Consider the following 23,566-nt stretch of genomic DNA (forward strand, 5'->3'; position numbering starts at 1 on the left):
TGATAATAACTCTTTGGTTTTAATAGAAATTTTAACACCTTAGTTGTATAAAGTACACGAAGTAAAATGACTCGTGTTTTTTCTACTTAATGAGGGGTTTTCATGGAAGAATTAAATAATCAACAAAACGACATAAACGAGAATGTAGTTGCAGGAGCTGAAACAGAAGAAACTGTACAGCATTTAAATAATCCTGTTTCAGGGCCTAAGCCAATCGTTAAAAAATACCTAAGTGCTGTACAGCAGGTTCATGCCGAAGGTAACAAGTTCTATTTATCAGATGGTGATGCTCGTGTTGAAATCCGAGTAGTTAGCGATGAGATAATTAGGGTAAGAATGGCACCGCATGGTGTTTTTCTAGAGGACTTTTCATATGCAGTTCCAGTAGTAGACCAGAAGGTAACTACTTTTAAGTTGGAAAATCTGGATGATTATTATGCCATTTCAACTAATACCATAACCTGCAAGGTCAGAAAGAGTGATTTCAATATCTCTTTTGTTGAAAACAGTAGCCAGATGGTAATGAGTGAAGATGATTCTGCTATGCACTGGGAAGAGAATATTGAATTTGGCGGTTATTATGTGTATGCTACCAAAAAATGTCTTCCTGATGAGAATTTCTTTGGACTGGGCGATAAATCTGGTAACATGAACTTAAGAGGACGACATTTCCAAAACTGGAATACAGATGCCTACTCTTTTGGTTGGGACCAGGATCCTTTATACCGTACCATACCTTTTTATACCGGGGTACATCATCAGGCCGCCTATGGTATATTTTTCGATAATACTTTCCGTTCTTATTTTGACTTTGGTAAAGAAGATCAAAATAAGACCAGCTTTTGGGCTGATGGTGGAGAATTGCAATATTATTATATTCATGGTCCTCATTTGATGGACGTGGTTAAAAGATATCAAACGCTTACCGGTACCCATCCAATGCCACCAAAATGGGCATTAGGTTATCATCAGTGTAGATGGAGTTACTATCCGGAGAAAAAGGTAAAGGAAATAGCTGAAGGCTTCAGGTCTAGAAATATCCCTTGTGATGCTATTTATCTGGATATTGATTATATGGATGGCTATCGTTGTTTTACCTGGAATAAAAATCATTTCCCTGATCCTAAGCGGATGATTAAGGAGCTGGCAAATGATGGTTTTAAAACGGTGGTGATGATTGATCCGGGGATTAAAGTGGATGATAATTACTGGGTGTTTAAGGAAGGTAAGGAAAATAATTTTTTCTGTAGAAGAAGTGACGATTACTTTATGGAGGGACATGTTTGGCCAGGCAGGTGTCAGTTTCCAGATTTTACGAATCCAGCTGTAAGAGACTGGTGGGGTAAATTGTATAAAGAGATGGTCGATATAGGCGTTGCAGGTGTATGGAACGATATGAATGAGCCGGCAGTATTTGGTTCAGGTACTTTCCCTAATGATGTAAGGCATAACTTCGATGGTTATCGTGGTTCGCACCGCAAGGCACATAATGTGTATGGAATGCAAATGGTGCGTTCTACATACGATGGCCTTAAAAAGTTAATGCGGAACAAGCGTCCATTTACCATAACTCGTGCAGGGTATTCAGGTATGCAACGCTATGGCTGTGTTTGGACAGGAGATAATGTGGCAACCTGGGAGCATTTGAAAATAGGAAATATCCAGTGTCAGAGAATGTCTATTTCAGGAGTGCCATTTTGTGGAACAGATATAGGTGGGTTTAGTGGAGAGCCAGATGGCGAGTTGTTTACGAGGTGGATTCAGTTAGGTACATTCTCTCCATTTATGCGTGCTCACTCTGCTGGAGATACGGCTGAGCGTGAACCATGGAGTTTTGGAGAACCATATACAAGTATCAACAGAACCTATATAGAATTACGTTATAGGTTAATGCCGTACTTGTACTCGGTTTTTTGGGAACACCACCGTTATGGATTCCCTATCCTCAGACCATTGGTTATGTTGGAGCAAGAGAATGCAAGTACGAGTTTCCGTCAGGATGAGTTTACATTTGGCGATAAAATTCTAGTTTGTCCTGTATTAGAACAAGGAGCTGTATCAAGAATGGTATATCTGCCTAAAGGCAAATGGTATAACTTCTGGACACATGAAATATTAAAAGGAGAAAGTGAGCACAATATACAGGCTCCATTAGATCAGATGCCTTTGTTTGTAAGAGCAGGTTCTGTAATCCCAGAATATCCTGTAATGCAGTATGTCGGTGAAAAAAATATTGATGAAGTTTTGTTGAATATTTATTATAGCGATTACGAGGTAAACTCTTTCTTGTTTGAAGATCATGGAGATACTTTTGCGTATGAGCAGGATATCTATTCGGAAAAGAAGTTTAACGTTAAAGGAACGCAGTATTTAATGAATATCGAGCAAACTGTAGACGGCCTTTACACACCAAATTATGAGCTGTACGATTTTAAAATTATCGGATTGCCATTTAATGTAAATAAGATCACAGTTGATGAGAATGATGTTGTTGATTATCAGATTGATGAAAACAACTGTCTGCGTTTTAAATCAAATAAGAATTTCACTAGTATAAAAATATATAACTGATGAGGAAAGTGCTTGCACATAGCTTATTTACTGAATTTGATATTTCTTTATTTGTATCTGGCAAGCACTTCCGCCTTTACGAAAAGTTTGGTGCACACCTTATTGTTGTTAATGAGGTTGCGGGAGTTTATTTCTCAGTCTGGGCGCCAAATGCGCAGAAATTACATGTTATTGGTGACTTTAATGAATGGAATAGGACCAGTCATCCATTAAACCTCCGGTTGGATAGTTCTGGTATCTGGGAGGGATTTATCCCTGGCGTATCTAAAGGGGATATGTATAAATTTCTGGTTAAAGGTTTTGACGGACTAGAAGTTGAAAAGGGTGATCCATATGCAAAAAGATGGGAACACCCCCCTAAAACAGCTTGCATAGTTTGGGATAATGACTATAAATGGAAAGACAAAGCATGGTTAAATAAAAGACCAAAGTTAAATGCTTTAGATAAACCAATGTCGGTTTATGAAGTGCATCTGGGATCCTGGCAACGTGATCCTAGTGAGCCGGATAGGGTGTTGACATATGTGGAAATAGCGAATAGTCTTGTTCCTTATGTATTGGATATGGGTTTTACACATGTAGAGCTAATGCCGATTATGGAATATCCTTATTTTCCATCCTGGGGGTATCAGATTACAGGGTATTTTGCAGCGAGTTCCAGACATGGTACCCCACAGGAATTAATGTACCTGATCAATGAGCTACACAAAAATAATATTGCAGTTATATTAGATTGGGTTCCATCGCATTTTCCTGGGGATGCACATGGTCTTTATCATTTTGATGGTACCCATTTGTATGAGCATTCTGATATGAGAAAGGGATTTCATCCTGATTGGAAATCTTATATCTTCAACTATGATAGAAATGAGGTGCGGTCCTTCTTAATTAGTAATGCCTTGTATTGGCTTGATCATTTCCATATTGATGGATTAAGGGTAGATGCTGTTGCTTCTATGCTTTATTTCAACTTCTCCAGAAAGGCCGAAGAAGCTGCTACAAATGAATTTGGTGGTTCCGAAAATCTTGGTGCCATACAATTTCTTAAAGATCTGAATATAGCGGTGTATGGGAATTATGATGGGGTACACACGATTGCCGAAGAAAGCAGTACCTATCCTGGGGTTACGCATCCTGTACATGATGGGGGCTTAGGCTTTGGTATGAAATGGATGATGGGTTGGATGAACGATACATTAAAGTACTTTAAAAATGACCCTATAAATCGCAGATACCATCATTATCAGCTTACTTTTAGTATTACATATGCATTCACGGAGAATTTTATGCTTCCGTTTTCACATGATGAAGTGGTACATGGTAAATCATCTATGATTTATAAAATGCCTGGTGATGAATGGCAGAAGTTTGCTAACCTAAGGGTACTTTATGCATATATGTTTACACATCCGGGTACTAAGTTATTGTTTATGGGTAATGAATTCGCGCAGACTCATGAATGGGATTTTAAAAATTCACTAGACTGGCATTTGCTGGAGCATGCGCCACACTTAGGAATGCAGAAAACGGTTCGTGCGATAAATAAACTTTATATATCAGAACCCGCTTTGTATGAACATAGTTTTTCCTATGAAGGGTTTGAATGGATTAGTGCTGATGATGGAAGACACTCCATTTATGTCTACATCAGAAAAGGGAAGAAAGCAAAAGATACATTAATTGTAATCTTGAATCTGACACCTGTTTACAGAGAGAAATACCGTATAGGTATACCTTTTAAAGCCAAATGGAAAGAAATTTTTAATACGGACGCGAAAGAGTTTTTTGGTAGCGGAAAGCTGAATAATAAATTAATCTCAGCTGAAAAGGTAGGCTGTCATGAAAGGGAATACTCTATTTTATTAAATATTCCGCCATTGGGAGTTACAATTTTGAAACAGGAGAAATAGATCTCTTTTTTACAAGAAACCAGATTCCTAAAAGAGCAGTTAATAACAGTGCTCCAAGCTGCGCGTAATATGTAAAGTGATTACGCGCAGGCTTTAAATCAATATTTTGGTCGTAGCCCATATAAATTAATGCGTCCCAATAATAAGGGAGAAATTCCTGTACAGGACGTTGTTTATCTTCCAGCCATTGTAGTTTTGCCAGCTGTAATGCTGTGCTGATTTTCTGACCTTGTAATATATTGTTATAACAATTAACTGTAATTTCTGAAGCTGCTTTATCATTTACATTCCATAAACCTGCAATGGTACCACCTGTTCCTATGGCAGCAAAACCTCTACTTAAACTGATGATTCCTTCGCCGCTGTTCATGACACCATCCGCGGTTCTGCATGCACTGAGTACTACCAGGTCTGGAGCTGCTTTTCTGGCTGATAATTCGAATAAGAAAACCTCAGCATCATCAAAGGCTAATGTAGGCTCTTTTTGTACACCCGATAGATAGGAATGGGTACTGATGTGTAAAACCCCAGCTTTATCAAAGGAATTGAAAAAATCTTTTACTTGTGCGTCATTGTCTTTTCTAAAATCACCATCAATAATCTTTTCTATTGCTTCTGCTTCTTTGGCTACTGCAGGAATATGCTGCTTACTTTTATTCTGATGCGTGATAAACAGACCTGCGAATTTTTTTTCAGGATAACTTCTTTTTTTTGATTGATTAATCCATGTCTGAATAGAAAAGGCATAAGAAACGGAAAGATTTTTAATAAGATATGGCCATTCGGAAATATTAGATTTGTATTTATTATCGGTAATTAAACCATCAAAGGAAAGATAACCTATTATCTCATCAGGGATAATGATCAATTTGTCGTTATTGTGAAAGTTAAAGTCTTTTAGTAAAGCGTTATAGATTTGATTTGATGATTTGAAAAAAGTTTCCGGCTGGTTCATCATAGCTGCCGGACCATGGTGATAATAGGTGTGTACAAAATCAAAAATGTCTTTCTTTACTTGTTCCGCATTAGCGACTCTTTTAACATGTTTCACCCGATTTTTATAGATTTCTGCTACATAAAGGTACTCTTTGCCAGAAAAAAACTCTAAAAAATGAATGTTCGATGGCAACTGGGACAATAATCTTTTAGCAGAACTAATGTCTTTATTTATAGCCAATGATGGATAACGTCTTACTAAATCTTTTTCAAGAGTTTCTAGTTTAAACTTCAGTTCGGAATTACGTTTTTCAACCTCAATTGAGATTTCTGTACCCTGTAAAAGTTCTTTTTCATTATAAGCAATAGCTTGCTCAAGTTTAGCTTTCTGCTCAAATAGGGGGTCTTTGGTCGATAAAGTAAGTTGTTGCTGATTTCTTCGAATATCATCCAATAAAGTGCGAGCACGTGTTTGTTCTATTATATCAATAATAATGATTGCATATTGATGTTGTTTTGTTTTTTCAAGTAATTGGAAAGCAATGCCAATAGCCTTTTCTGCCATGTCTTTTGTGGCCGATTGGAAACGTTGTTTGGTTTTTACATCTGCTAATTCAAAGCGAATCCTATCAGCAGATAGTAATGATAATCGAATATTCTCTAAAGCCAGCTTATCCTGTCCAACTTGATTGTAGGCGATTGATTTCTGATAGAAAACATCGATCAGACGATTGTCTCCAAATATTCTTTCCTTGTTGAACAGTAGAATAGAATCTGTAAGTCCGAATGTTGTTAGTGCCTGATTAAAGAAGTCAATAGCCTGAACGGCGTCTTTCTGTGCAAGTTTAATTTTACCAAGTTGTATAAGCGTATAAGCTTTTTCTCTAAGTCTGTTTCCTTTGTAATATTGATCATTAATAGCTAAAGCACGCTTATAACTATTTTGTGCATTTGCAAACTTCTGTTTTTTTTGTTGAATATCACCAGCCGTAATATAACTGCTTAAGAGCCAGTAAGCCGTTTCAAAATTTGCTTTTAGTTTCTGTTGGCGAATAATATTTCTTTTAATGACTTGTTCTGCGCGATCAAGCTCATTTTTATCATTATAGATATCAGCAAGTGTATTGTCTAACAGTACCAATGATACCGTATTTGCATTTGTCTTTTTTGTCCCTAATCGAATGGATTCTTCTGCTTTTTTGAAATCACCCAATGAACGATAAGAAATAGCCATGTTGTTGTAAACAGAAATCGCTAATTCATCATTATGTTCTTTCTTAGCATAGTCAAGTGTCTTTTGCTGTATAAATAACGCTTTCTCATAATCACCCAGGCGTGTATAATTATTTGCCCAGGGCTTTAACACATAATCTGCAATACCCTCTACATTCAATTTATGTTTAACAACGTAATTATAAGCTTGCTCATAACAATTGATAGAATTGAGGATATTGCCAGTATACATTTGATTATAACCCTGATTACTTAAGAGCATTAACCATGCTTCTTTTTCAGAAGTAGAGTTGGGTTTACGCCACATTTCTTTTTCCGTATTCATCAGGAAGGGAAGGCTTTGCCGTGGGGTAGTATAGCTGTAATCTATTCTTGTATACAACCAATCCGATAAATTGTCTTCTTTTTTTAAGGAGTCTAGTGTTTTAGCAATTACTTGTGTGTGGGCGATTGGCTTTTGTGCCATTGCAAAGCCAGGAAAGGAAAAGCAAATCAGTAGGATTTTAGTTAAAACTTCCACGTTAAATAAGTGATTAGCCTGTTCCCATTACCCTGAAAGGTATACATGTATCTAAAACCAAGTGCAGGACCTACACGTACCTTGCCTACTTGTATATCGGCAAACATGGTGTTTTGAAAATCTTTAAAGCTACTGCTCAATTTATCAAAAGCTTTCTCTATAATGACCTCCTGACCTACCCCAACAGCATTTGGTACTTCATAGTGAGCTTCTTTTTTAGGGGTCGACTGCTTATCAACATCAATAGAAACCATCGTGCCTATACCTGCACCGAAGTATTTGTTAAAATTATAACGCATTTGCAACGGAACAATATTAATGGTCATTACTTTAGTTGTTACCGTACTGTCTGCGTATTTTAACCTTGCTTCCTGAAGCTTGCCATTTACCTCAATGGGGACTAGTCTCTCACTACCCATAATTTGGGTGACTGGATATTCTTTTTCAGCAAAAGTACTTGCATATACTTCTACCTGCCAGTAGTACCTATGAGGTGCATAAGGTGCAAGACTTAGTCCAAAGGTGATGTTTTTTTGTCCTGTTAAAGGCGTATTTCCATTCTTAAAAGGGAAGCCATAACCAGCAATAATACCTGGAGATAAACCCATTTTGTATCTTCCTGTGGCTTTGTTTGTGTAAATAGGTTCATTTTTATCAAAGACAATTGCTGCTCCACTTTTAAAAGGCAACTTTTTAGGCTTTTCTTTGAAACCTATTTTGTATTCGATAAAACCCATGGTAGAATCGGCATCTTTAACACCTTTTTGCAGGGTTCCAGGTAAGTAAATGTTGTTAAATACAAAGTGAATACTATCGGCCCGACTAATGGTATCCAGATAACTCTGGTTGACATAGGTAGGTTTGCCTGGAGTGATTTTCGGTTTTGAGTCTAGTATTTCTATTGAGCCTTTATCAAGTACTTCAGCAATAGCAACACCCACATCTACTTTCTTTGCGGGTCCCTTACCAGTATTCTGGAATTTTACTTTGTAGGTTAATTTTCTGTTTTTTCCTGTAAAACGGAAATTCATTCTGCTGTTTTTCAGCATCATTTTGTTGGGGTCATGAGAAGCAACAATTTGCAATTCTATGGTGAAAAGTTCTGTTGCAGCTAAAGGATTGTCGGGCATGAAGACGCCTGTAAGTTTTATTACTGCATTGGTGTCTTTAATCATTTCCGGGGTAGTCTTGAAATTAAGGAATATAAACTTCTCCTCTCCGGATTTAAGATTTTCAAATTTCCAGCTTTGATTTTTCCTATATGCATCCATTTTTTCCTTGATCAAAGCTGTGCCCTCAGGGTCTATTACAAGGTTATTATACTTCTCTCCGATAAAATCATTCATATTCGGGCCTTTTAGTGCAGCATAATAAACAGGTGTTTTATTTACCTTTAATGAAGTATAGCTTCCCCGTTGATTTAATGTGGTTTCCTTTTCCTGGTTATATGTACGACTTTCGGCAAGTTCAAAGTTATCCTTGTTAAATTCTTTATCATTATATAAAATGGATAAGGTGCCATTTAAGCTGGCAATACCATTTTCAAGTTTATTGCGGTAACCTAAAACCAGCATCATATCATCTCCTGGTTTAGGCATGCAATTGGTTCTCATTTCAATAGTGCCACCTGATTTAAAAAACTGAGACCCTCCAGCCGGATTTATAGCAGCCAATACAGGTCTGCTACTTCCAGGTTTCAGAGGTTTGGGCCTGGTTGGAGGACGTTTCCCATCATCGTAACTGTTAGTGGCATATAAACGTACATTGTATGTCTGGTCATTAGGATAAATATGCTGAGGTTCTTTTTCAAATGAAAACTGACCATCTCCAAATTCCCAGAAATAAGAATAAAAAGGTTCAGGAGCACCGGCAATCTTTCTGAGTGCTCGTAATGTAGAACTGAACTTTACTACTCCATTCTCTGTAGTATGATGAATAATTGCAGGAACAGTATCCTCTGGCAAAGTCAATACAGGAAGTGTTTTTGTTACCGGAGGTTGAGTAGTTTGTGCATGTAAGTCGGACACTATCGACGAGAGTGCTAAAACGGTTCCGAAAAATAGTGAGTGCAATTGTAGCCGTCTTTTCATAATTGAAAATGAATTTAACAATATATTTATAAATCAGAGCGTAGTTGCAATTAAAAATAAATAGAAAAAGGCAAAGCCCCATTTATAGGGGCCTTACCGTGATAGCGCATTCATAGGGATTTCTAATAATTATTAAGACTATTTATGGCGGTTTGAATTGCATCTTCTGTAGTCTCTGCAAGTGTCAGTGTTATATTTTGATTAGCGGAAATAGTGATGTCCTGTGCTGCATAGTAGAATTTACCATCTTTGATTGAGAAAGAAATCATACGGCCTTCTGAACCAATTGGCATCATATTATCATAGCTTTTTACTTTACTCGGGCCATCAGGAGTATATAATTGAGCGACTACGTTGCTACCTTTTGCACAAAAGTATACGTAAGTTTCACCTGTGTAAGAGAAGAAACTTGCCATTGAACCCGGATTATTTAAAACTTCAACTCTTACCGTAGTTTTAGGGTTAGTATAGTTATAAAAGACATCACAGTTAATCCATCCTAGTGTTCCAAAATTAAAGGTAAAAGCATTTTGAACAGCAACTACTCCATTTGGACCGGCACCATCACCTTTTCTTGGATCAGCCCATGCCATTTTGTTGTCTTCATCAGCTACTAAAGGCTTACCTTCCTGATCTACCCCAACCCAAAGTTGAGTACTACCATCTCTTTTTGCAGGAATTGCGATTTGAACTGGTACAATCAGATTTTGATCTACACTTACACCATTTGATTTTACATCAATAAAGATGAAACCATCAGAAGAAAGTGGGGCGCCAGATGAATGATTGGTATTTGCACCAGAGAAAATAATACCGCTTCTTTTTAATACTTCATAAACTTCTACACGTACAGTTCCGGTTACTGGAACACCTCCTTTAGTTAAGGACCCAACCGGGAAAGTTATTTTTGTACCGTCTAAAAAGGTAATAGTTTGAGGAAGCGCTGAAGCGTTAATTTCTTTAACTTGTTTTTGAGCGCCATATTTGGCTGTAAATTCTTTAGCTGATTTTGTAGTGTTCTTATCGCCGCCATGATTTTCTTTTTTACAGGCTATGCCTAAAGCAATCAATACGATAAATAATGCTGATGTTAAGTTTAAAGATTTCATGGTTCTAATTTTTAAATTTGCTTACTCTTTTCAGGCTTTTCAGCGTCCGCCATTGGATGATTTGAATAGATATCAATGCACTTCAGAAATTGTTACCCCCATCTTTAATTATTTTTTTCACTCAGCTATCAAAAGATTTATAAATTCGTGATTAGATGATCCTTTATAAATTCGTTAATGGCTAAAAACATACATTCTGATCAGCGTTTTATTATTGGCCTGGTAAATAATGATACCATGGTTATTAATGAGATCTATAAGCGTTGCGCGGTTAAAGTAAAATCCTGGATTGTATTCAATAGCGGGAGTGAAGACGATGCCGGAGATATTTTTCAAGAGGCCTTGATGGACGTGTATAAGCAGGCGAAATATAAAACATTGGAACTCACCTGTCCATTTGAGCCATATATCTTATTGATCTGTAAGCGTAAATGGTTGAATGAATTAAAAAAAAGATCGATTCTACCGGTAACAAATAGTGAGGAGGATTTATTACATATCGGAGAAGATACTTTTGCAAATGCAGATGATCTGGAAAAGCAGGAAGCGCAGTCGAAGTTGTTTTTCAAAGCATTTGAAAAATTAGGAGAACGCTGCAAAGAAATCATTTCATGGAGCATGAAAGGTGAAGCACAGGAAAAAGTGGCCGAAACCCTTGGTGTTACTTATGGTTACCTGAGAAAAAAGAAATCTGAATGCATGGCATCTCTGATAAAAATGGTTCAATCTGATAAAACGGAAGAATAATGATGAACGAGGAGAAATTATTAGCTGTGGCACGTTACCTTGAGGGCGACATGGAGCACCAAGAGCAGGCGGAGTTTGAGCTTGCTATTCAAACAGATCCTGAACTGCAGGGAATGCTTGCTGAATATAAAAATGTTCATCAGACATTAAAAATGAGGATTGCCCCATCTGAGGCAGATGCAAAGGTTGAAGCAACACTAGCCTCATTAAATAAAGAATATTTTAAAGATGAAATATTTTTAGAGACAAAAACTATTACAACTCCTAAAATAATTTCAATAAAGCCTTATTTAAAATGGATGAGTGTTGCTGCTATTTTAATTATTGGTTTATTGGTTTGGGCACCCTGGTCGGCTGGACTGTACGAAAAATATGCTATCAGTAAAGAAATGTCTGTAGTGGAACGTGGTGAGGATAATAAAAATAACCTGGAAAAGGCCGCGGATTTTTATAATTCCGGTGATTTTATCTCAGCTTCTGATATTTTACAAAAGGAATATGCAGATAGTCCAGAAAATTCTATGGTTGCTTATTATTATGGTGTATCGCTTATTGAAACAGGGAGGACTGTTGAAGCAAGAACAGTTTTAACAAAAATATATGATGGAGCATCGGTGTTTAAATATGATGCGGCATATTATATAGCTTTAAGTTATATTAAAGAAAAAAACAATCGGGATGCAATAGCATGGATGGAAAAAATTCCTTCTGGAACTAGCAATTTTGATAAAGCACAAGAGCTTATCAAAATGCTGTAAAACATAAAGATTAAATATTGCCTTAGAAATAAAAGGGCCTAATCAAAATTTAATGATTAGGCCTTTCTATTGATTTGGGCAGCTGTTTAAAGTAGGCCGCGGTATTTTTGTAAAGCTTTGATACTTGGCTCCTGACCTCTGAAATCACGGAACATCTTTCCATAATCTTCTGTATTACCTTTAGACAAAATCATATCACGAAAACGTTGTCCATTTGCTCTTGTTAAACCGCCATTTTCTTCAAACCAGGCAAAAGCATCATGATCCAACATCTCACTCCACAGATAAGCATAATAGCCTGCAGCGTAACCACTACCCCAAATGTGTTTGAAGAAGCTTGAACGATAGCGCGGAGGTACATATGATAAGCTCAATCCGGTTTTCTTTAATGCATCTGTTTCGAACTTATTGGCATTCTGAACTGGACTTGTTGCTGAAAGACTATGCCATTGCATATCTAAAGCAGCTGCTGCAAGGACTTCAGTTAATGCGTAACCTTGGTTAAAATCAGCGGCTTTTTTTAGTTTGTCTACCAATGCCTGTGGCATAGGCTCGCCGGTATTGTAATGAACGGCATAATTTTTAAATACCTCAGGATTTACAGCCCAATGTTCGTTAAATTGAGAAGGGAGTTCTACAAAATCTCTAGCGACATTCGTGCCTGATAAGCTTGGATATTGTTGATTTGCGAAAAATCCGTGTAAAGCATGACCGAATTCATGAAACATAGTAGTCACTTCATCAAAGCTGATCAGAGCAGGTTGTCCTTCTGCTGGTTTGGTAAAGTTACACACGTTAAAAATAACAGGTTTAGTACCCAGTAATTTAGATTGGCCTACCATGTTGTCCATCCAAGCCCCACCAGATTTGTTATCACGTTTAAAAAAGTCATAGTAAAACAAACCAATTGCAGTTTTATCTTCATTAAACAATTCATAAACCTTAACATCTTTGTGGTAAACAGGCAGGTCAGTACGTTCTTTAAAAGTTATTCCATAAAGTTTGGTAGCTGCATAAAAGACGCCATTTTTAAGCACGTTATTCATTTCGAAATAGGGCTTGATCTCACTTTCGTTCAGGTCATACTTCGCCTTACGTACTTGTTCGGCATAGTAATTCCAGTCATACGCTTCTAGTTTAAAACCTCCTTTTTGCTGGTCAATTAATGTCTGGATTTCTGCAGCTTCGGTTTTTGCCCTTGCAGTAGCAGAAGGTACTAATTTGGCAAAGAACGACTCTACGGCAGCAGGTGTTTTAGCCATTTGGTCTTGAAGTTTCCAGGTTGCATAATTAGGGAAACCCATTAAGCTAGCTTTCTCTGCTCTAACTTTTGCGATTTGAACAATTGTTTTTCTGGTATCGTTGTCATCATTTTTCTCGGCTCTGTTCCAGGAAGCATCAAATAATTTTTTGCGGGTATCTCTATCTGATAATGATTGCAGGAATGGCTGTTGTGTGGTGTTTTGAAGAGATAATAGCCATTTCCCCTCATTATTCGCAGATTTAGCCGCCTGTGCTGCTGCGGTAATTTCAACTTCGGTTAAGCCCGCTAATTCTGCTACCATATCAACAACTAAAGCACCAGCTTTAGCTGCTGCAAGTGTTTGATTTGCAAATTTAGCACTAAGTGAAGCTTCTTCTTCATTAAGTTTCTTAAGATTTGCTTTAGCATCCTCAGATAATTTGGCACCGGCCAATACAAATTTTTGATAATAATATTCTATTAATCTTAAAGATTCTGAATCTAATTTAAGTTTCGTCTTACTGTTGTAGATTGCTTCAATACGTTTAAATAAATTAGCATTCAGATATATAGCATCTTGATGAGCGGCTTGCTTTGGTGCTAATTCTTCTTGTATTTTTTGCAAGTTGTCATTTGTATTTGAACTTGTAATCAGGCCAAATACGTTATTTACACGCTGAAGCATCTGACCACTTTTTTCCATTTCAATAAGCGTATTCTCAAAAGTCGGCTCATCGGGGTTGTTAGCGATTCTATCGATTTCATTCAGATGAATTTTCATTCCCTCCTCTATGGCGGGTTTAAAATCTTCATCTTTTATAGCGTTAAAATCGGCGGCCTGGTACGGTAGCGTACTTTCTTTTAAGAAGGGGTTTGACGGTGAAATACCAGTCTGTGCAGCATCATTTTTCTTGTTAGTATTGTCACAAGATGCAAAAATTGCCAACATGGCTACCAAAGGTAGCTTTAAGGATGGTTTCATAAAAAAATAAGTTTTGTTAGTCTAATGTACACATAATTGCATCCATTCGCCTCCCAAAACTTATTCTGTAATGAATTTGATAGGTTTATTCCTTATTGGAACTCTCTGATGTCGACAATTCTGTCGCTGTCATTAAATTTCAAAAAGGTTATTCCTTTTTTATTTTTTTGCCACATGAAATTGTTTCTTACCCATTCAGGAAGGTCAGCTGCCGACTGCGGAACCTTTTTAGAGAATGTTTCGTTATACACATCATCACTCACATAATGTACCTGGTATAAAGATTTGTCTGTAAGAAATACAATTGTTGATTTATCAGGTGAATTAAGAATAAACTGACCTTGTATACGCTCTTCAGGGTTTTGTCTTTTTATTAGATAAACTTGAGCGTTAACATTGGTGATATAGAAATCATTGTTAACTACATATCCCGCTCTTCCTACTTTGATTATACCAGTAGTGTATTTAGTGTCTTGTTTACCAGTTGAAGGTCTGTATAAACTGATTACTTCCAATTTTCCATCTTTTACGGATAATAAATAGCAAGGAGCAGTTAAACCAGATTTATCAGAAATCTGAACAAGCATGGTTGTTTTCTGTGTATTAATGAATTGTACTGATGAGAACTTTTCTGTTGCAGAGTTAGGATCAGCTTTGTTAATTTGAATTTTAACAAGTGTATCTTTGAATTTTACTTTAAATTCTTCTTTTACTTCGCTTGAGCTGGCTTCATCTTTATGAATAAGAACTGTAAAAGCACTATCTGAACCTTCCAGATATCCATTAAATTTTTCATTGGCAGTTAATACACGAGGCGTGTAAGTAGCAGCGTTTTCTTGGTTTTGTTGACAGCTAAAAAAAAGAACAGACAAAACGAGGGCGTACAATGTTTTCTTCATAATTGGGAATGAGATAGTTTAAATTTTGGCAAAAGTAATGTTTACACGGAAATATCCGTTGAATGTTAACGTGTAGAATGATCTTTTATTTGCTGTATAACAATTGTTTTACATTTCATTCAAATTAATTTCTGCTTTTTTTATTCTCTCTTAAAGACCTATAGTTCAATAATTGGTAATATAGTATAGGTAGTAGATAAAAAGTTAAAAAGGGATAAGCTTTGTATCTTGCATATTTGTGTTTTGCACTTAGTTTTATGCTTTGCATATTCCTATTTTAATGTAAATTAGGAACAACCAAATATAACATGCTGATCAGCCAGGAATATGATGATGATGAACTGCTGGATTTACTCCGGGAGAATAGCCAAATAGCTTTAAAGCATATTTACAATAAATATTGGAAGCGTTTGTATCTTTCCGCCTATTCTATTTTACGGGAAGATGCCGCTGCTCAAGATATAGTACAGGATGTATTGCTTCAGTTGTGGGTCCGAAGAAATGAGTCAAGCATTATGGCACTTAAACCTTATCTTTTTACTGCGATACGATACAAAGTTTTAACGCATATCAAGGCAGCCTCAAATCGTAAGGTTTTCTTAGAACCTGGTGAACTAGAGCTATTGGCAGGTAAAGAGGAGATGCATGATAGGCTGAATGAAAGTGACATCAATAGTCTTTTGGATAAAAGTATATCCGAACTCCCGGAGCGTTGTCGCCAGATATTTGTAATGAGTAGAAAAGAGTATCTGGGTAATAAAGAAATAGCAGAGAAGTTAAATATAACTGTTAAGGCTGTAGAAGCTCAAATTACATTGGCATTGAAGCAGTTGCGTATCTCTATGGGCGATTTTTTATTTTGGGTATGTATCCTGACACCGATGATACTTAACTAATCCGTTTATTTTTTCAGCATTTTTTAAAAAAAATATTTTTAATTCTTACTAGGGTTAAGTTCTTTTAATCAGACGTATTGGTATATAACCAAATATGACCGACAGAGAATTTAAAGAACTGGCCCGTAAGTGTCATGACAATTCTGCTTCAGAAGAAGAGAGAATTGCTTTTGATCATGCCTATCATTTAATGCTACGTAGATATACTGAATGGGATAAGGAACAGATGCGAGACGAAGAAACAGTTAAGGCTGAAATCTATCAATCACTGACGCAAAGGGTTATTCTTGATCAGGAAAATAAGACCCCTAAAGTAAAAAAGAGAAGATATTTTTATGTTGCAGCAGCTGTTGTTCTTGTTGTTGGACTTGCTGGCTTGTTTTATTTTTCAAAAAGAGAGGCTAATCAGGTTCAACAACAGTTTGCAGTTAAACAGGAAGTCGTTCCTGGCAAACAAGGAGCTACATTGATTCTCGCAAGTGGCGAAAAAATAGTCCTTTCATCGGCCAATAAAGGCCAATTAGCCCAGGAAGCTGGGGTGATTATTACAAAGACTGCCGATGGGCAATTGGTTTATGAGATCAAGAATCAGAGTGATTCAAAGAAAGGACAACAGAATACACTTTCGACTAATAAGGGGGAGACTTACCAGGTGCGCTTGCCAGATGGATCAATGGTTTGGTTAAATGCAGCCTCTACTCTTAAATATCCAGTGTCTTTTTCTGGACTTAAAACAAGGTCGGTGGAGTTGAACGGTGAAGCCTACTTTGAAGTTGCTAAAAATGAAGCATTTCCCTTTATTGTCCATACAGACAGAGAGGTGGTTAAGGTATTGGGAACCCACTTCAATATGAGTTCTTATCAGGATGAAAGTTTTTCAAGAACTACTCTTATAGAAGGAAAGGTAAGTGTTTCTCCAAATGGAAGCTCAGGTAATGTCCATACAAAAATTCTTAAACCTGGAGAGCAGGGGGAAGTGTTGCAAGGTATTATAGAAGTGAGGAAAGTAAATACAGAAGAAGTTATCGCCTGGAAGAATGATGAGTTTATGTTCAATAATGAAGATATAAGAAGTGTTATGAATAAAATTTCCCGTTGGTATGATGTGGAGATTGTTTACAAGTCTTCAGCAAAAAATGTATTGATCTGGGGATCCATTTCCCGGTTTAAAAGCATAACGGATGTATTGAAATTAATAGAATTGACAGGCTCAGTTCATTTCAAAGTTGAGGGAAGGAGGGTATTAGTTATGGATTGATTTTACAATCTACTTGATAAACCTGTTTAATTAACCGGAGAAAGGTTGCGTCTTTCCCCGGTAAATGACCTGGTTTATAGATGATAATTATGTGAACTACTCTTAAACCTAAATCAACCAAAGGTAATGAAAAATTACATTTTCTATGGCTGGGAGAGAATTGCCTCTCCTATGTTAAAATATCTAGTTATAATGAAGTTAATAGTGCTGATTGTTTTTATCGCCATTGTTCAGGTTAATGCATCTGGCTATGCCCAGACTATAACTTTGTCTCAAAATAACATTTCACTAGTAGACCTGTTCAGGGAAATCAAGAAACAAACCGGCTATAATGTTTTATGCAATGGTCAAATCTTAAAAGAAACACCTGGAATAAAGGTGAATTTTAAAAATGCGGCGTTAAGAGTGGCATTAGATCAGGCTTTATCACCAAATGGGTTAAATTATACCATTGAAAATAAAACCATTGTTGTAAAAAAAGAAGAGTCGATTCCGGAAAAGGAAATCCGGCAAACTGAGGTCAAAGGGAAAGTGGTTGATCGAAATGATATTCCTATACCAGGAGTAAGTGTAAGGATCAAAGGTTCCGTCAGCGGAACAGTAACCAATATCGATGGGAATTTTACAATCCGTGGTGCAAAGCAAACTGATATCTTAATATTCAGTTATTTAGGATATCAGATTACCGAAAGAAAGGTTGGGGCAGAAAAGAATATAAAAGTAGTTATGATTGATCAAGCCTCCTCATTAGATGAAGTGGTAGTGGTTGGTTATGGCAGTGTTAATAGAAGTGATCTAACCGGTTCTGTTGGAGAAGTTAAAATGGATGACTTGAAAAAGGCCCCGGTAGCTACATTTGAACAAGCTTTGGCTGGAAGAATCGCCGGAGTTCAGGTCAGCTCTAATGATGGACAGCCGGGATCAGGTATGAACATCGTGATTAGGGGAGGGAACTCTTTAACACAAAGTAATGCCCCATTGTATGTTGTAGATGGATTTCCGCTGGAAGAGTCTGCAGGAGCTGTATTGAATCCAAGCGATATTGAATCGATCAGTATTCTAAAGGATGCTTCTGCAACAGCTATTTATGGAGCTCGTGGAGCTAATGGAGTAATCATTGTAGAAACAAAAAAAGGGAGTATAGGAAAACCTGCTGTAAGTTATGATGGTTCGTTGGGATTTAACAGTGTGACTAAGAAAATACCATTAATGGATCCTTATGAATTTGTAAAATATCAACTTGAAATCAATCCGTCTATTGCCGAAGCTGCTTATTTAACAGAACCAGGAAGAACGCTTGATGACTATAAAAGTATTGCTCCCATTGACTGGCAGGACAAAATGTTCGGAACTGGCATGGTGCAGATTCATAACCTTGCATTAACGGGAGGTACAGCGGATACAAAATATGCGGTATCAGGTTCTATTTTTGATCAGAATGGTGTTATTGTTAATTCCGGCTATAACCGTTATCAGGGAAGAATTGTCCTAGATCAACGAATCAGTAAAAATATTAGGGGATCTTTTAACATTAACGTTGGTAACGAAAAGAATTATGGCGTTTCACCAACATCAACCAGAACCACAAGTACTCAACCTTATGCTACTTATCTGATGTATCAGATTTGGGGTGCGAGACCGGTTAGTGGAGGGGAAAATATTGAAGATGAACTGCTGGATCCTGATGCGGGTGATGCAAGAGCTAATCCATACATTTCTGCTATAAATGAAATTAAAACTAAGGTTACAAATACCTTATTGTTAAATGCTAAAATTGACTATTCAATTTCAAAGAAATTTGCATTAACTGTTAGAGGTGGAGTGAATAGCGTTGCGGTTAGAAATGAGGAGTTTTATAATGCCCAAACTTCTAGAGGGTACCCTTTTCCTGATAATACATTAGGAGTTAATGGGGCTATTTACAATGCTTTAACCAGTGGTTGGGTAAATGAAAACCTTCTTACTTATAATCACCAAATCGATAAAAACAACAAATTGAATATTATCGGTGGTTTTACGCTACAGAGTACTCAAAACAAGCGAAGTGGATATTTATCTAAGAATATTCCCAACCCGGAGCTGGGAGTAAATGGGATAGATGAAGGTGAATTGTCTAGTTTGGTAGCTTCTTCCACTGAAAATACGCTGGTTTCATTTTTGGGAAGAGCAAATTACAACTTCAAGTCCCGTTATTTATTTACTGCATCTTTTAGGGCTGACGCATCTTCAAAATTTGCCGAGAATAATAGATGGAGCTATTTCCCATCAGCAGCATTTGCATGGAACATGTATCAAGAGCCATTTATGAAAGCATTATCTTTTGTTTCTAACTCCAAACTTAGGGTTAGTTATGGGATTACTGGGAACAACCGTGTAGGAGATTTTTCCTATTTGTCTTCCATCACTTTCCCTTACAACAGTTATTACTCGTTTAATAATCAAGATCCTCAGCAAACCGCAATGTTGAGCAATTATGGTAATTCTGATTTAAAGTGGGAGAGCACAAGACAATTGGATTTTGGTTATGATGTTGCTTTCTTGAAAAACAAAATCAATATTACTATAGATTTGTATAGAAAAACTACCACAGATCTTTTGCTCAATGCGAACGTACCCTATAGTAGTGGGTATTCAAAAATTTTAAAGAATATTGGTAAGGTTAGAAACCAGGGTTTGGAATTCACTTTAAACACAGTAAATATCAAGAATAAGGTATTTGAATGGAGCAGTGATTTTAATATTTCATTTAATTCAAATACGATATTAGCCCTTGCTGATCTTCAGGAGACTATGATCTCCACTGTTGGTTATCCTGCCCCCTATAGTAATGCACAGCTATACCTAGCCAGAATTGGTGGGCCTGCAGCTGTTATGTACGGATATAAATGGCTAGGCAATTATCAGATTGATGATTTCACGCTTCAACCCAATGGTAGTTATCTCTTAAAAAATACAATTGCCACTAATGGAAATCTAAGAAGTACAATTAAGCCTGGAGATATCAAGTATGAGGATATGAATGGCGATGGTATAGTTAATGAGAAAGATCGTATCATTATTGGTCGCGGCCTTCCAAAGCATATTGGCGGTTTTAACAATAACCTTAGTTACAAAGGACTTTCTCTTAATGTGTTTTTCCAATGGTCTTATGGCAATGACCTGTTTAATGCAAATAGAGATATGTTTGAAGGCAATGCGTTAACCCGATCCAATTTAAATCAATATGCCACTTATGTGAATCGATGGACGCCGGAAAACCCTAGTAATGAGTATTATAGGTTTGGTGGTCAGGGGCCAACGGGGCGGTTCTCTTCTCGTGCTATTGAAGATGGCTCATTTCTAAGGCTCAAAACTGTTTCCTTATCCTATGCACTACCTAAAATTGTACTTTCTAAAATGAAATTAAGGTCCTTTAGCTTGTTTGCTACCGCTCAAAATCTATATACCTGGACTAAGTATTCTGGTATGGATCCAGAGGTTTCTGTAGCGAACTCGATATTGACACCAGGTTTTGATTATTCGGCCTATCCAAGAGAACAGACATTTGTTTTTGGGCTTAAAGCATCTTTATAACAGTTCGATTATTGATGAATAAATAAATATAAAATTTATGAAAAATATGTATTTACTCTTGATGTTGTTCTGCATTACCGGAATAACTTCATGTAAGAAATTTTTAGACACTAAGCCTGCAGATTTTATAAATCCAAAGGATTATTATAATACAGAAGCCCAGCTTAATACGGCATTAAATGGTGTATATGCAACATGGGCAAACGGAGGGTTATATCGTAACAATATGTTGGCCAGAATGGGAATAGAAACAGATGAAGGGTTTTGTAGCAATGCATCTGAGCTTACTGGAGTGGCCGGATTTAATGCCGCATCAACAGACCCAAAGGTATTGTCATATTGGCAAACTTTGTATGTAGGGATTAATAAGGCCAATCAGCTTCTTGCTAATATTGACAAACCAGTCATGGATAAAGTCAGACGAGATAGAATAAGAGGTGAAGCTCTGTTTCTTAGGGCTTATTATTATTTCATGTTGGTTAGCAAATTTGATGGCGTACCATTAGTATTAAAAACTGCTCCATCAGCATCAGCTGAGGATCTTCAAATACCAAGAACTCCAGCCAAAGATGTGTACGTACAAATTCTTAAAGATATGGAGGAGGCCTCATTATTAGTTGACGATATCAAGAATCTAAATTTTGGTGGTAAGGTTTCCAAAACTGCTGTTTGGGGTATGATGGCAAGAGTATGTTTACATATGGCCGGTTATCCTGTAAACGATGTTTCAAAATTTGCTGAAGCGAAAAAATGGGCAGAAAAAGTGATTGATGACGGTACACATAGTTTAAATCCGTCATTTGAACAGGTGTTTATTAACTATGCCCAAGATAAGTATGACATTAAAGAGAGTATCCTAGAAATAGAATTCTGGGGCAATAATAGTCCATATGATATTGGCGGTATGGTTGGTCGAAATAATGGGATCAGACAAAATACCGGCGGTGATCCTTCTATTGGATACTCACCTGGTTATTTGCACCCTACACTCTGGATGTTTAATGTATATGAGGCAAGTGGAGCTACTTATTCTAACGATCTTAGAAGAGATTGGTCTATTGCTCCTTTTTCATATTCAGGAAATAACACTAGTATAAAAGTAAATTGGGCCAGCAATCAAATCTATCAGCGTTATTGCGGAAAATGGCGTAGGGAAAGTGAGATATTGCTCCCTAAGGTAGATATACGTACACCACAGAATTTTCCGCTTTTGAGATATTCCGATGTCTTGTTAATGTATGCAGAAGCCGAAAATGAATTAAATGGGCCGACAAATCTAGCCATCAATGCGGTTAACAATGTAAGAAGGCGAGGGTATGGTAAGTATCTAAATGGTATAGGACAAGTCTCTGAAAGTATAAAGCTTATAAAAATCATCAATCCAGGTAGTGGATATACTTCTGCTCCTATAGTAACTATTTCAGGTGGAAGTGGTTTAAACGCTACTGCTACGGCAACTGTTGCGGGTGGTCTGATTACGGCAATTACTATCACCAACTCTGGTAGACAATTTAAAACGGCTCCAATAATTACCATTACTGGTGGTGGGGGTAACGGTGCTCAGGCTCAGGCAGAATTAACAAAGATTACAGATGCGGATTTAACAACTGCAAACATCAATGACAAAGACGATTTTCGAGCGGCTATTCAAAATGAACGCGCAAGAGAATTAAATTTTGAATTACTGAGAAAGGGAGATGTGGTACGTTGGGGGAAATTTATGGAACAGATGAATCTTGTTAAAGCTGAAGTTATTAATTCTCCCAATTCAGTAGATCGGAATAATGCATTGATTTGTTATAGTAATTTTTCTGAAAGAGATGTTCTATGGCCTATTCCTTCGTATGAAATGAGTGTTAATCCAAATTTGAGCCAAAATAAAGGCTGGTAGTTTTAAAAATAAACAAAATGAAGATATATCTGTTTTTTCTGACCTTTTTATTGTTTACAGCTAGTGCCTGTAAAAAAGAAATAGAGATTGTTACACCAGATTTTGATGTAGAAAATCAAGAATTGACTGTAAAGGTAAATGAGAGTTTGACCTTTAATTTTAAGGGAACCTCAGACATTATTTCTTTTTATTCGGGAGAAAATGGTAGTAGCTATGCATATGTTGATCAAAGTAGGGCATTGGAATCTGATATCAGCCTGAAATTTGATTCACAAATATTAGATGGGAAACAAGAAAATCAGTTCTCGGTTTTAGTATCCAGCGATTTTAATGGTACCTATGACTTAGCTAATCTTGATAAAGCTGACTGGATAAATATCACAGATCGGTTTAGAATGGCAACGCATGAAGACAATAGGGCTTTGGTTCCATCTGGTGAAATAAAGATTACTGATCTAATTGTTAATAACAAACCTATTTATATCGCATTTAAATATATTACAAAGCCTCAAACTACTTACGGGCAATATAATTTGTGGCGAATTCAAAATCTTCTGCTGCAATCATCAGATGAAATCAATGGTAAAGTCTCCATGATGGCGCAGTCTGCGGGAGGCTGGAAGTCGATACAGTCTAGTAATTATGAACCGAATAGGGGTTATATCTATACTAATAATATTACTTTCACTGGAAATGCAACCAATGGGCCTAAAAAGGATGATGAAACAGAAGCCTGGGTGGTCAGTAAATCAATACCTGCGGTTACGGTTACTGATCTGGGGCCGGATAGATCAGTAGCTATCAAGTCTATTTCAGATCCTGCCTTGAAATCTTATAGCTATACGTATTCCAAAACAGGTAAGTATACTGCTACGTTTGTTGGTCTAAACGCAAATCTTGATCGGACAAAACAGGTTGCTAAGCAAGTTACAGTAACTGTTGTTGAGTAA

The 23,566-nt window shown here is 36.9% G+C and carries 14 protein-coding genes; 9 read left to right on the plus strand and 5 right to left on the minus strand.

From position 1 onward, the window contains the following. Nucleotides 1-102 precede the first annotated feature (102 nt). Both WC623_RS14760 and glgB read left to right on the plus strand, forming a co-directional pair. A complete protein-coding gene (locus tag WC623_RS14760; protein WP_372852361.1) occupies nt 103-2,571 on the plus strand; it encodes a glycoside hydrolase family 31 protein in 2,469 nt (822 codons plus the stop codon). Further along, a complete protein-coding gene (glgB, locus tag WC623_RS14765; RefSeq protein ID WP_372852363.1) occupies nt 2,571-4,481 on the plus strand; it encodes a 1,4-alpha-glucan branching protein GlgB in 1,911 nt (636 codons plus the stop codon). Before WC623_RS14760 ends, glgB begins: the two co-directional genes overlap by 1 nt. On the opposite strand, the gene WC623_RS14770 is transcribed toward glgB, so the two are convergent. From WC623_RS14770 to WC623_RS14780, 3 genes are all read right to left on the minus strand, one after another. Further along, nucleotides 4,456-7,116 (minus strand): CHAT domain-containing protein, encoded by a 2,661-nt coding sequence (locus tag WC623_RS14770; RefSeq protein ID WP_372852365.1) that lies wholly within the window; start codon nt 7,114-7,116, stop codon nt 4,456-4,458. The two genes, glgB and WC623_RS14770, sit on opposite strands and share 26 nt — an antisense overlap. Nucleotides 7,117-7,157: 41 nt before the next feature. Beyond that, on the minus strand, nt 7,158-9,260 hold the full coding sequence (locus WC623_RS14775; RefSeq protein ID WP_372852367.1) for a PKD domain-containing protein: 2,103 nt from the start codon (nt 9,258-9,260) through the stop codon (nt 7,158-7,160). Between the two features lie 122 nt (nt 9,261-9,382). Continuing rightward, the gene (locus tag WC623_RS14780) at nt 9,383-10,369 is read right to left on the minus strand and encodes a hypothetical protein (RefSeq protein WP_372852369.1); all 987 of its coding nucleotides are present in this window, start codon (nt 10,367-10,369) and stop codon (nt 9,383-9,385) included. Between the two features lie 177 nt (nt 10,370-10,546). Between WC623_RS14780 and WC623_RS14785 the strand changes: the two genes are divergently transcribed. Then, a complete protein-coding gene (locus WC623_RS14785) occupies nt 10,547-11,116 on the plus strand; it encodes an RNA polymerase sigma factor (RefSeq protein WP_372852371.1) in 570 nt (189 codons plus the stop codon). After that, complete coding sequence (locus WC623_RS14790; RefSeq protein ID WP_372852373.1) at nt 11,116-11,874, plus strand: hypothetical protein; 759 nt, start codon at nt 11,116-11,118, stop codon at nt 11,872-11,874. The genes WC623_RS14785 and WC623_RS14790 overlap by 1 nt, the downstream gene beginning before the upstream one ends. Nucleotides 11,875-11,960: 86 nt before the next feature. Here WC623_RS14790 and dcp read toward each other — a convergent pair whose 3' ends face one another. Both dcp and WC623_RS14800 read right to left on the minus strand, forming a co-directional pair. Beyond that, nucleotides 11,961-14,099 (minus strand): peptidyl-dipeptidase Dcp, encoded by a 2,139-nt coding sequence (gene dcp, locus WC623_RS14795; RefSeq protein WP_372852375.1) that lies wholly within the window; start codon nt 14,097-14,099, stop codon nt 11,961-11,963. A gap of 92 nt (nt 14,100-14,191) precedes the next feature. Continuing rightward, nucleotides 14,192-14,998 (minus strand): hypothetical protein, encoded by an 807-nt coding sequence (locus tag WC623_RS14800; RefSeq protein ID WP_372852377.1) that lies wholly within the window; start codon nt 14,996-14,998, stop codon nt 14,192-14,194. Nucleotides 14,999-15,306: 308 nt separating this feature from the next. Here WC623_RS14800 and WC623_RS14805 point away from each other — a divergent pair, with 308 nt between their 5' ends. The 5 genes from WC623_RS14805 to WC623_RS14825 all read left to right on the plus strand — a co-directional run bounded on the left by WC623_RS14805 (nt 15,307) and on the right by WC623_RS14825 (nt 23,566). Then, nucleotides 15,307-15,894 (plus strand): RNA polymerase sigma-70 factor, encoded by a 588-nt coding sequence (locus WC623_RS14805; protein ID WP_372852379.1) that lies wholly within the window; start codon nt 15,307-15,309, stop codon nt 15,892-15,894. A gap of 94 nt (nt 15,895-15,988) precedes the next feature. Then, complete coding sequence (locus tag WC623_RS14810; RefSeq protein WP_372852381.1) at nt 15,989-17,152, plus strand: FecR family protein; 1,164 nt, start codon at nt 15,989-15,991, stop codon at nt 17,150-17,152. Nucleotides 17,153-17,344: 192 nt separating this feature from the next. After that, nucleotides 17,345-20,725, plus strand: a complete 3,381-nt coding sequence (locus WC623_RS14815; RefSeq protein ID WP_372852383.1) for a TonB-dependent receptor — start codon at nt 17,345-17,347, stop codon at nt 20,723-20,725. A 37-nt stretch (nt 20,726-20,762) separates the two neighbouring features. Further along, nucleotides 20,763-22,616, plus strand: coding sequence for a RagB/SusD family nutrient uptake outer membrane protein (locus WC623_RS14820; protein ID WP_372852385.1), 1,854 nt, complete (start codon nt 20,763-20,765; stop codon nt 22,614-22,616). A gap of 17 nt (nt 22,617-22,633) precedes the next feature. After that, a complete protein-coding gene (locus WC623_RS14825) occupies nt 22,634-23,566 on the plus strand; it encodes a DUF5017 domain-containing protein (RefSeq protein WP_372852387.1) in 933 nt (310 codons plus the stop codon).

Origin of the sequence: Pedobacter sp., assembly GCF_041645105.1 — a bacterium.
Taxonomy (GTDB): Bacteria; Bacteroidota; Bacteroidia; order Sphingobacteriales; family Sphingobacteriaceae; genus Pedobacter.

Bases quoted from the DNA above. Each gene is read 5' to 3' on its own strand.
- WC623_RS14760 (WP_372852361.1), top strand. From the start codon at position 103: ATGGAAGAATTAAATAATCAACAAAACGACATAAACGAGAATGTAGTT.
- glgB (WP_372852363.1), top strand. From the start codon at position 2,571: ATGAGGAAAGTGCTTGCACATAGCTTATTTACTGAATTTGATATTTCT.
- WC623_RS14770 (WP_372852365.1), bottom strand. From the start codon at position 7,116: ATGGCACAAAAGCCAATCGCCCACACACAAGTAATTGCTAAAACACTA.
- WC623_RS14775 (WP_372852367.1), bottom strand. From the start codon at position 9,260: ATGAAAAGACGGCTACAATTGCACTCACTATTTTTCGGAACCGTTTTA.
- WC623_RS14780 (WP_372852369.1), bottom strand. From the start codon at position 10,369: ATGAAATCTTTAAACTTAACATCAGCATTATTTATCGTATTGATTGCT.
- WC623_RS14785 (WP_372852371.1), top strand. From the start codon at position 10,547: ATGGCTAAAAACATACATTCTGATCAGCGTTTTATTATTGGCCTGGTA.
- WC623_RS14790 (WP_372852373.1), top strand. From the start codon at position 11,116: ATGATGAACGAGGAGAAATTATTAGCTGTGGCACGTTACCTTGAGGGC.
- dcp (WP_372852375.1), bottom strand. From the start codon at position 14,099: ATGAAACCATCCTTAAAGCTACCTTTGGTAGCCATGTTGGCAATTTTT.
- WC623_RS14800 (WP_372852377.1), bottom strand. From the start codon at position 14,998: ATGAAGAAAACATTGTACGCCCTCGTTTTGTCTGTTCTTTTTTTTAGC.
- WC623_RS14805 (WP_372852379.1), top strand. From the start codon at position 15,307: ATGCTGATCAGCCAGGAATATGATGATGATGAACTGCTGGATTTACTC.
- WC623_RS14810 (WP_372852381.1), top strand. From the start codon at position 15,989: ATGACCGACAGAGAATTTAAAGAACTGGCCCGTAAGTGTCATGACAAT.
- WC623_RS14815 (WP_372852383.1), top strand. From the start codon at position 17,345: ATGAAGTTAATAGTGCTGATTGTTTTTATCGCCATTGTTCAGGTTAAT.
- WC623_RS14820 (WP_372852385.1), top strand. From the start codon at position 20,763: ATGAAAAATATGTATTTACTCTTGATGTTGTTCTGCATTACCGGAATA.
- WC623_RS14825 (WP_372852387.1), top strand. From the start codon at position 22,634: ATGAAGATATATCTGTTTTTTCTGACCTTTTTATTGTTTACAGCTAGT.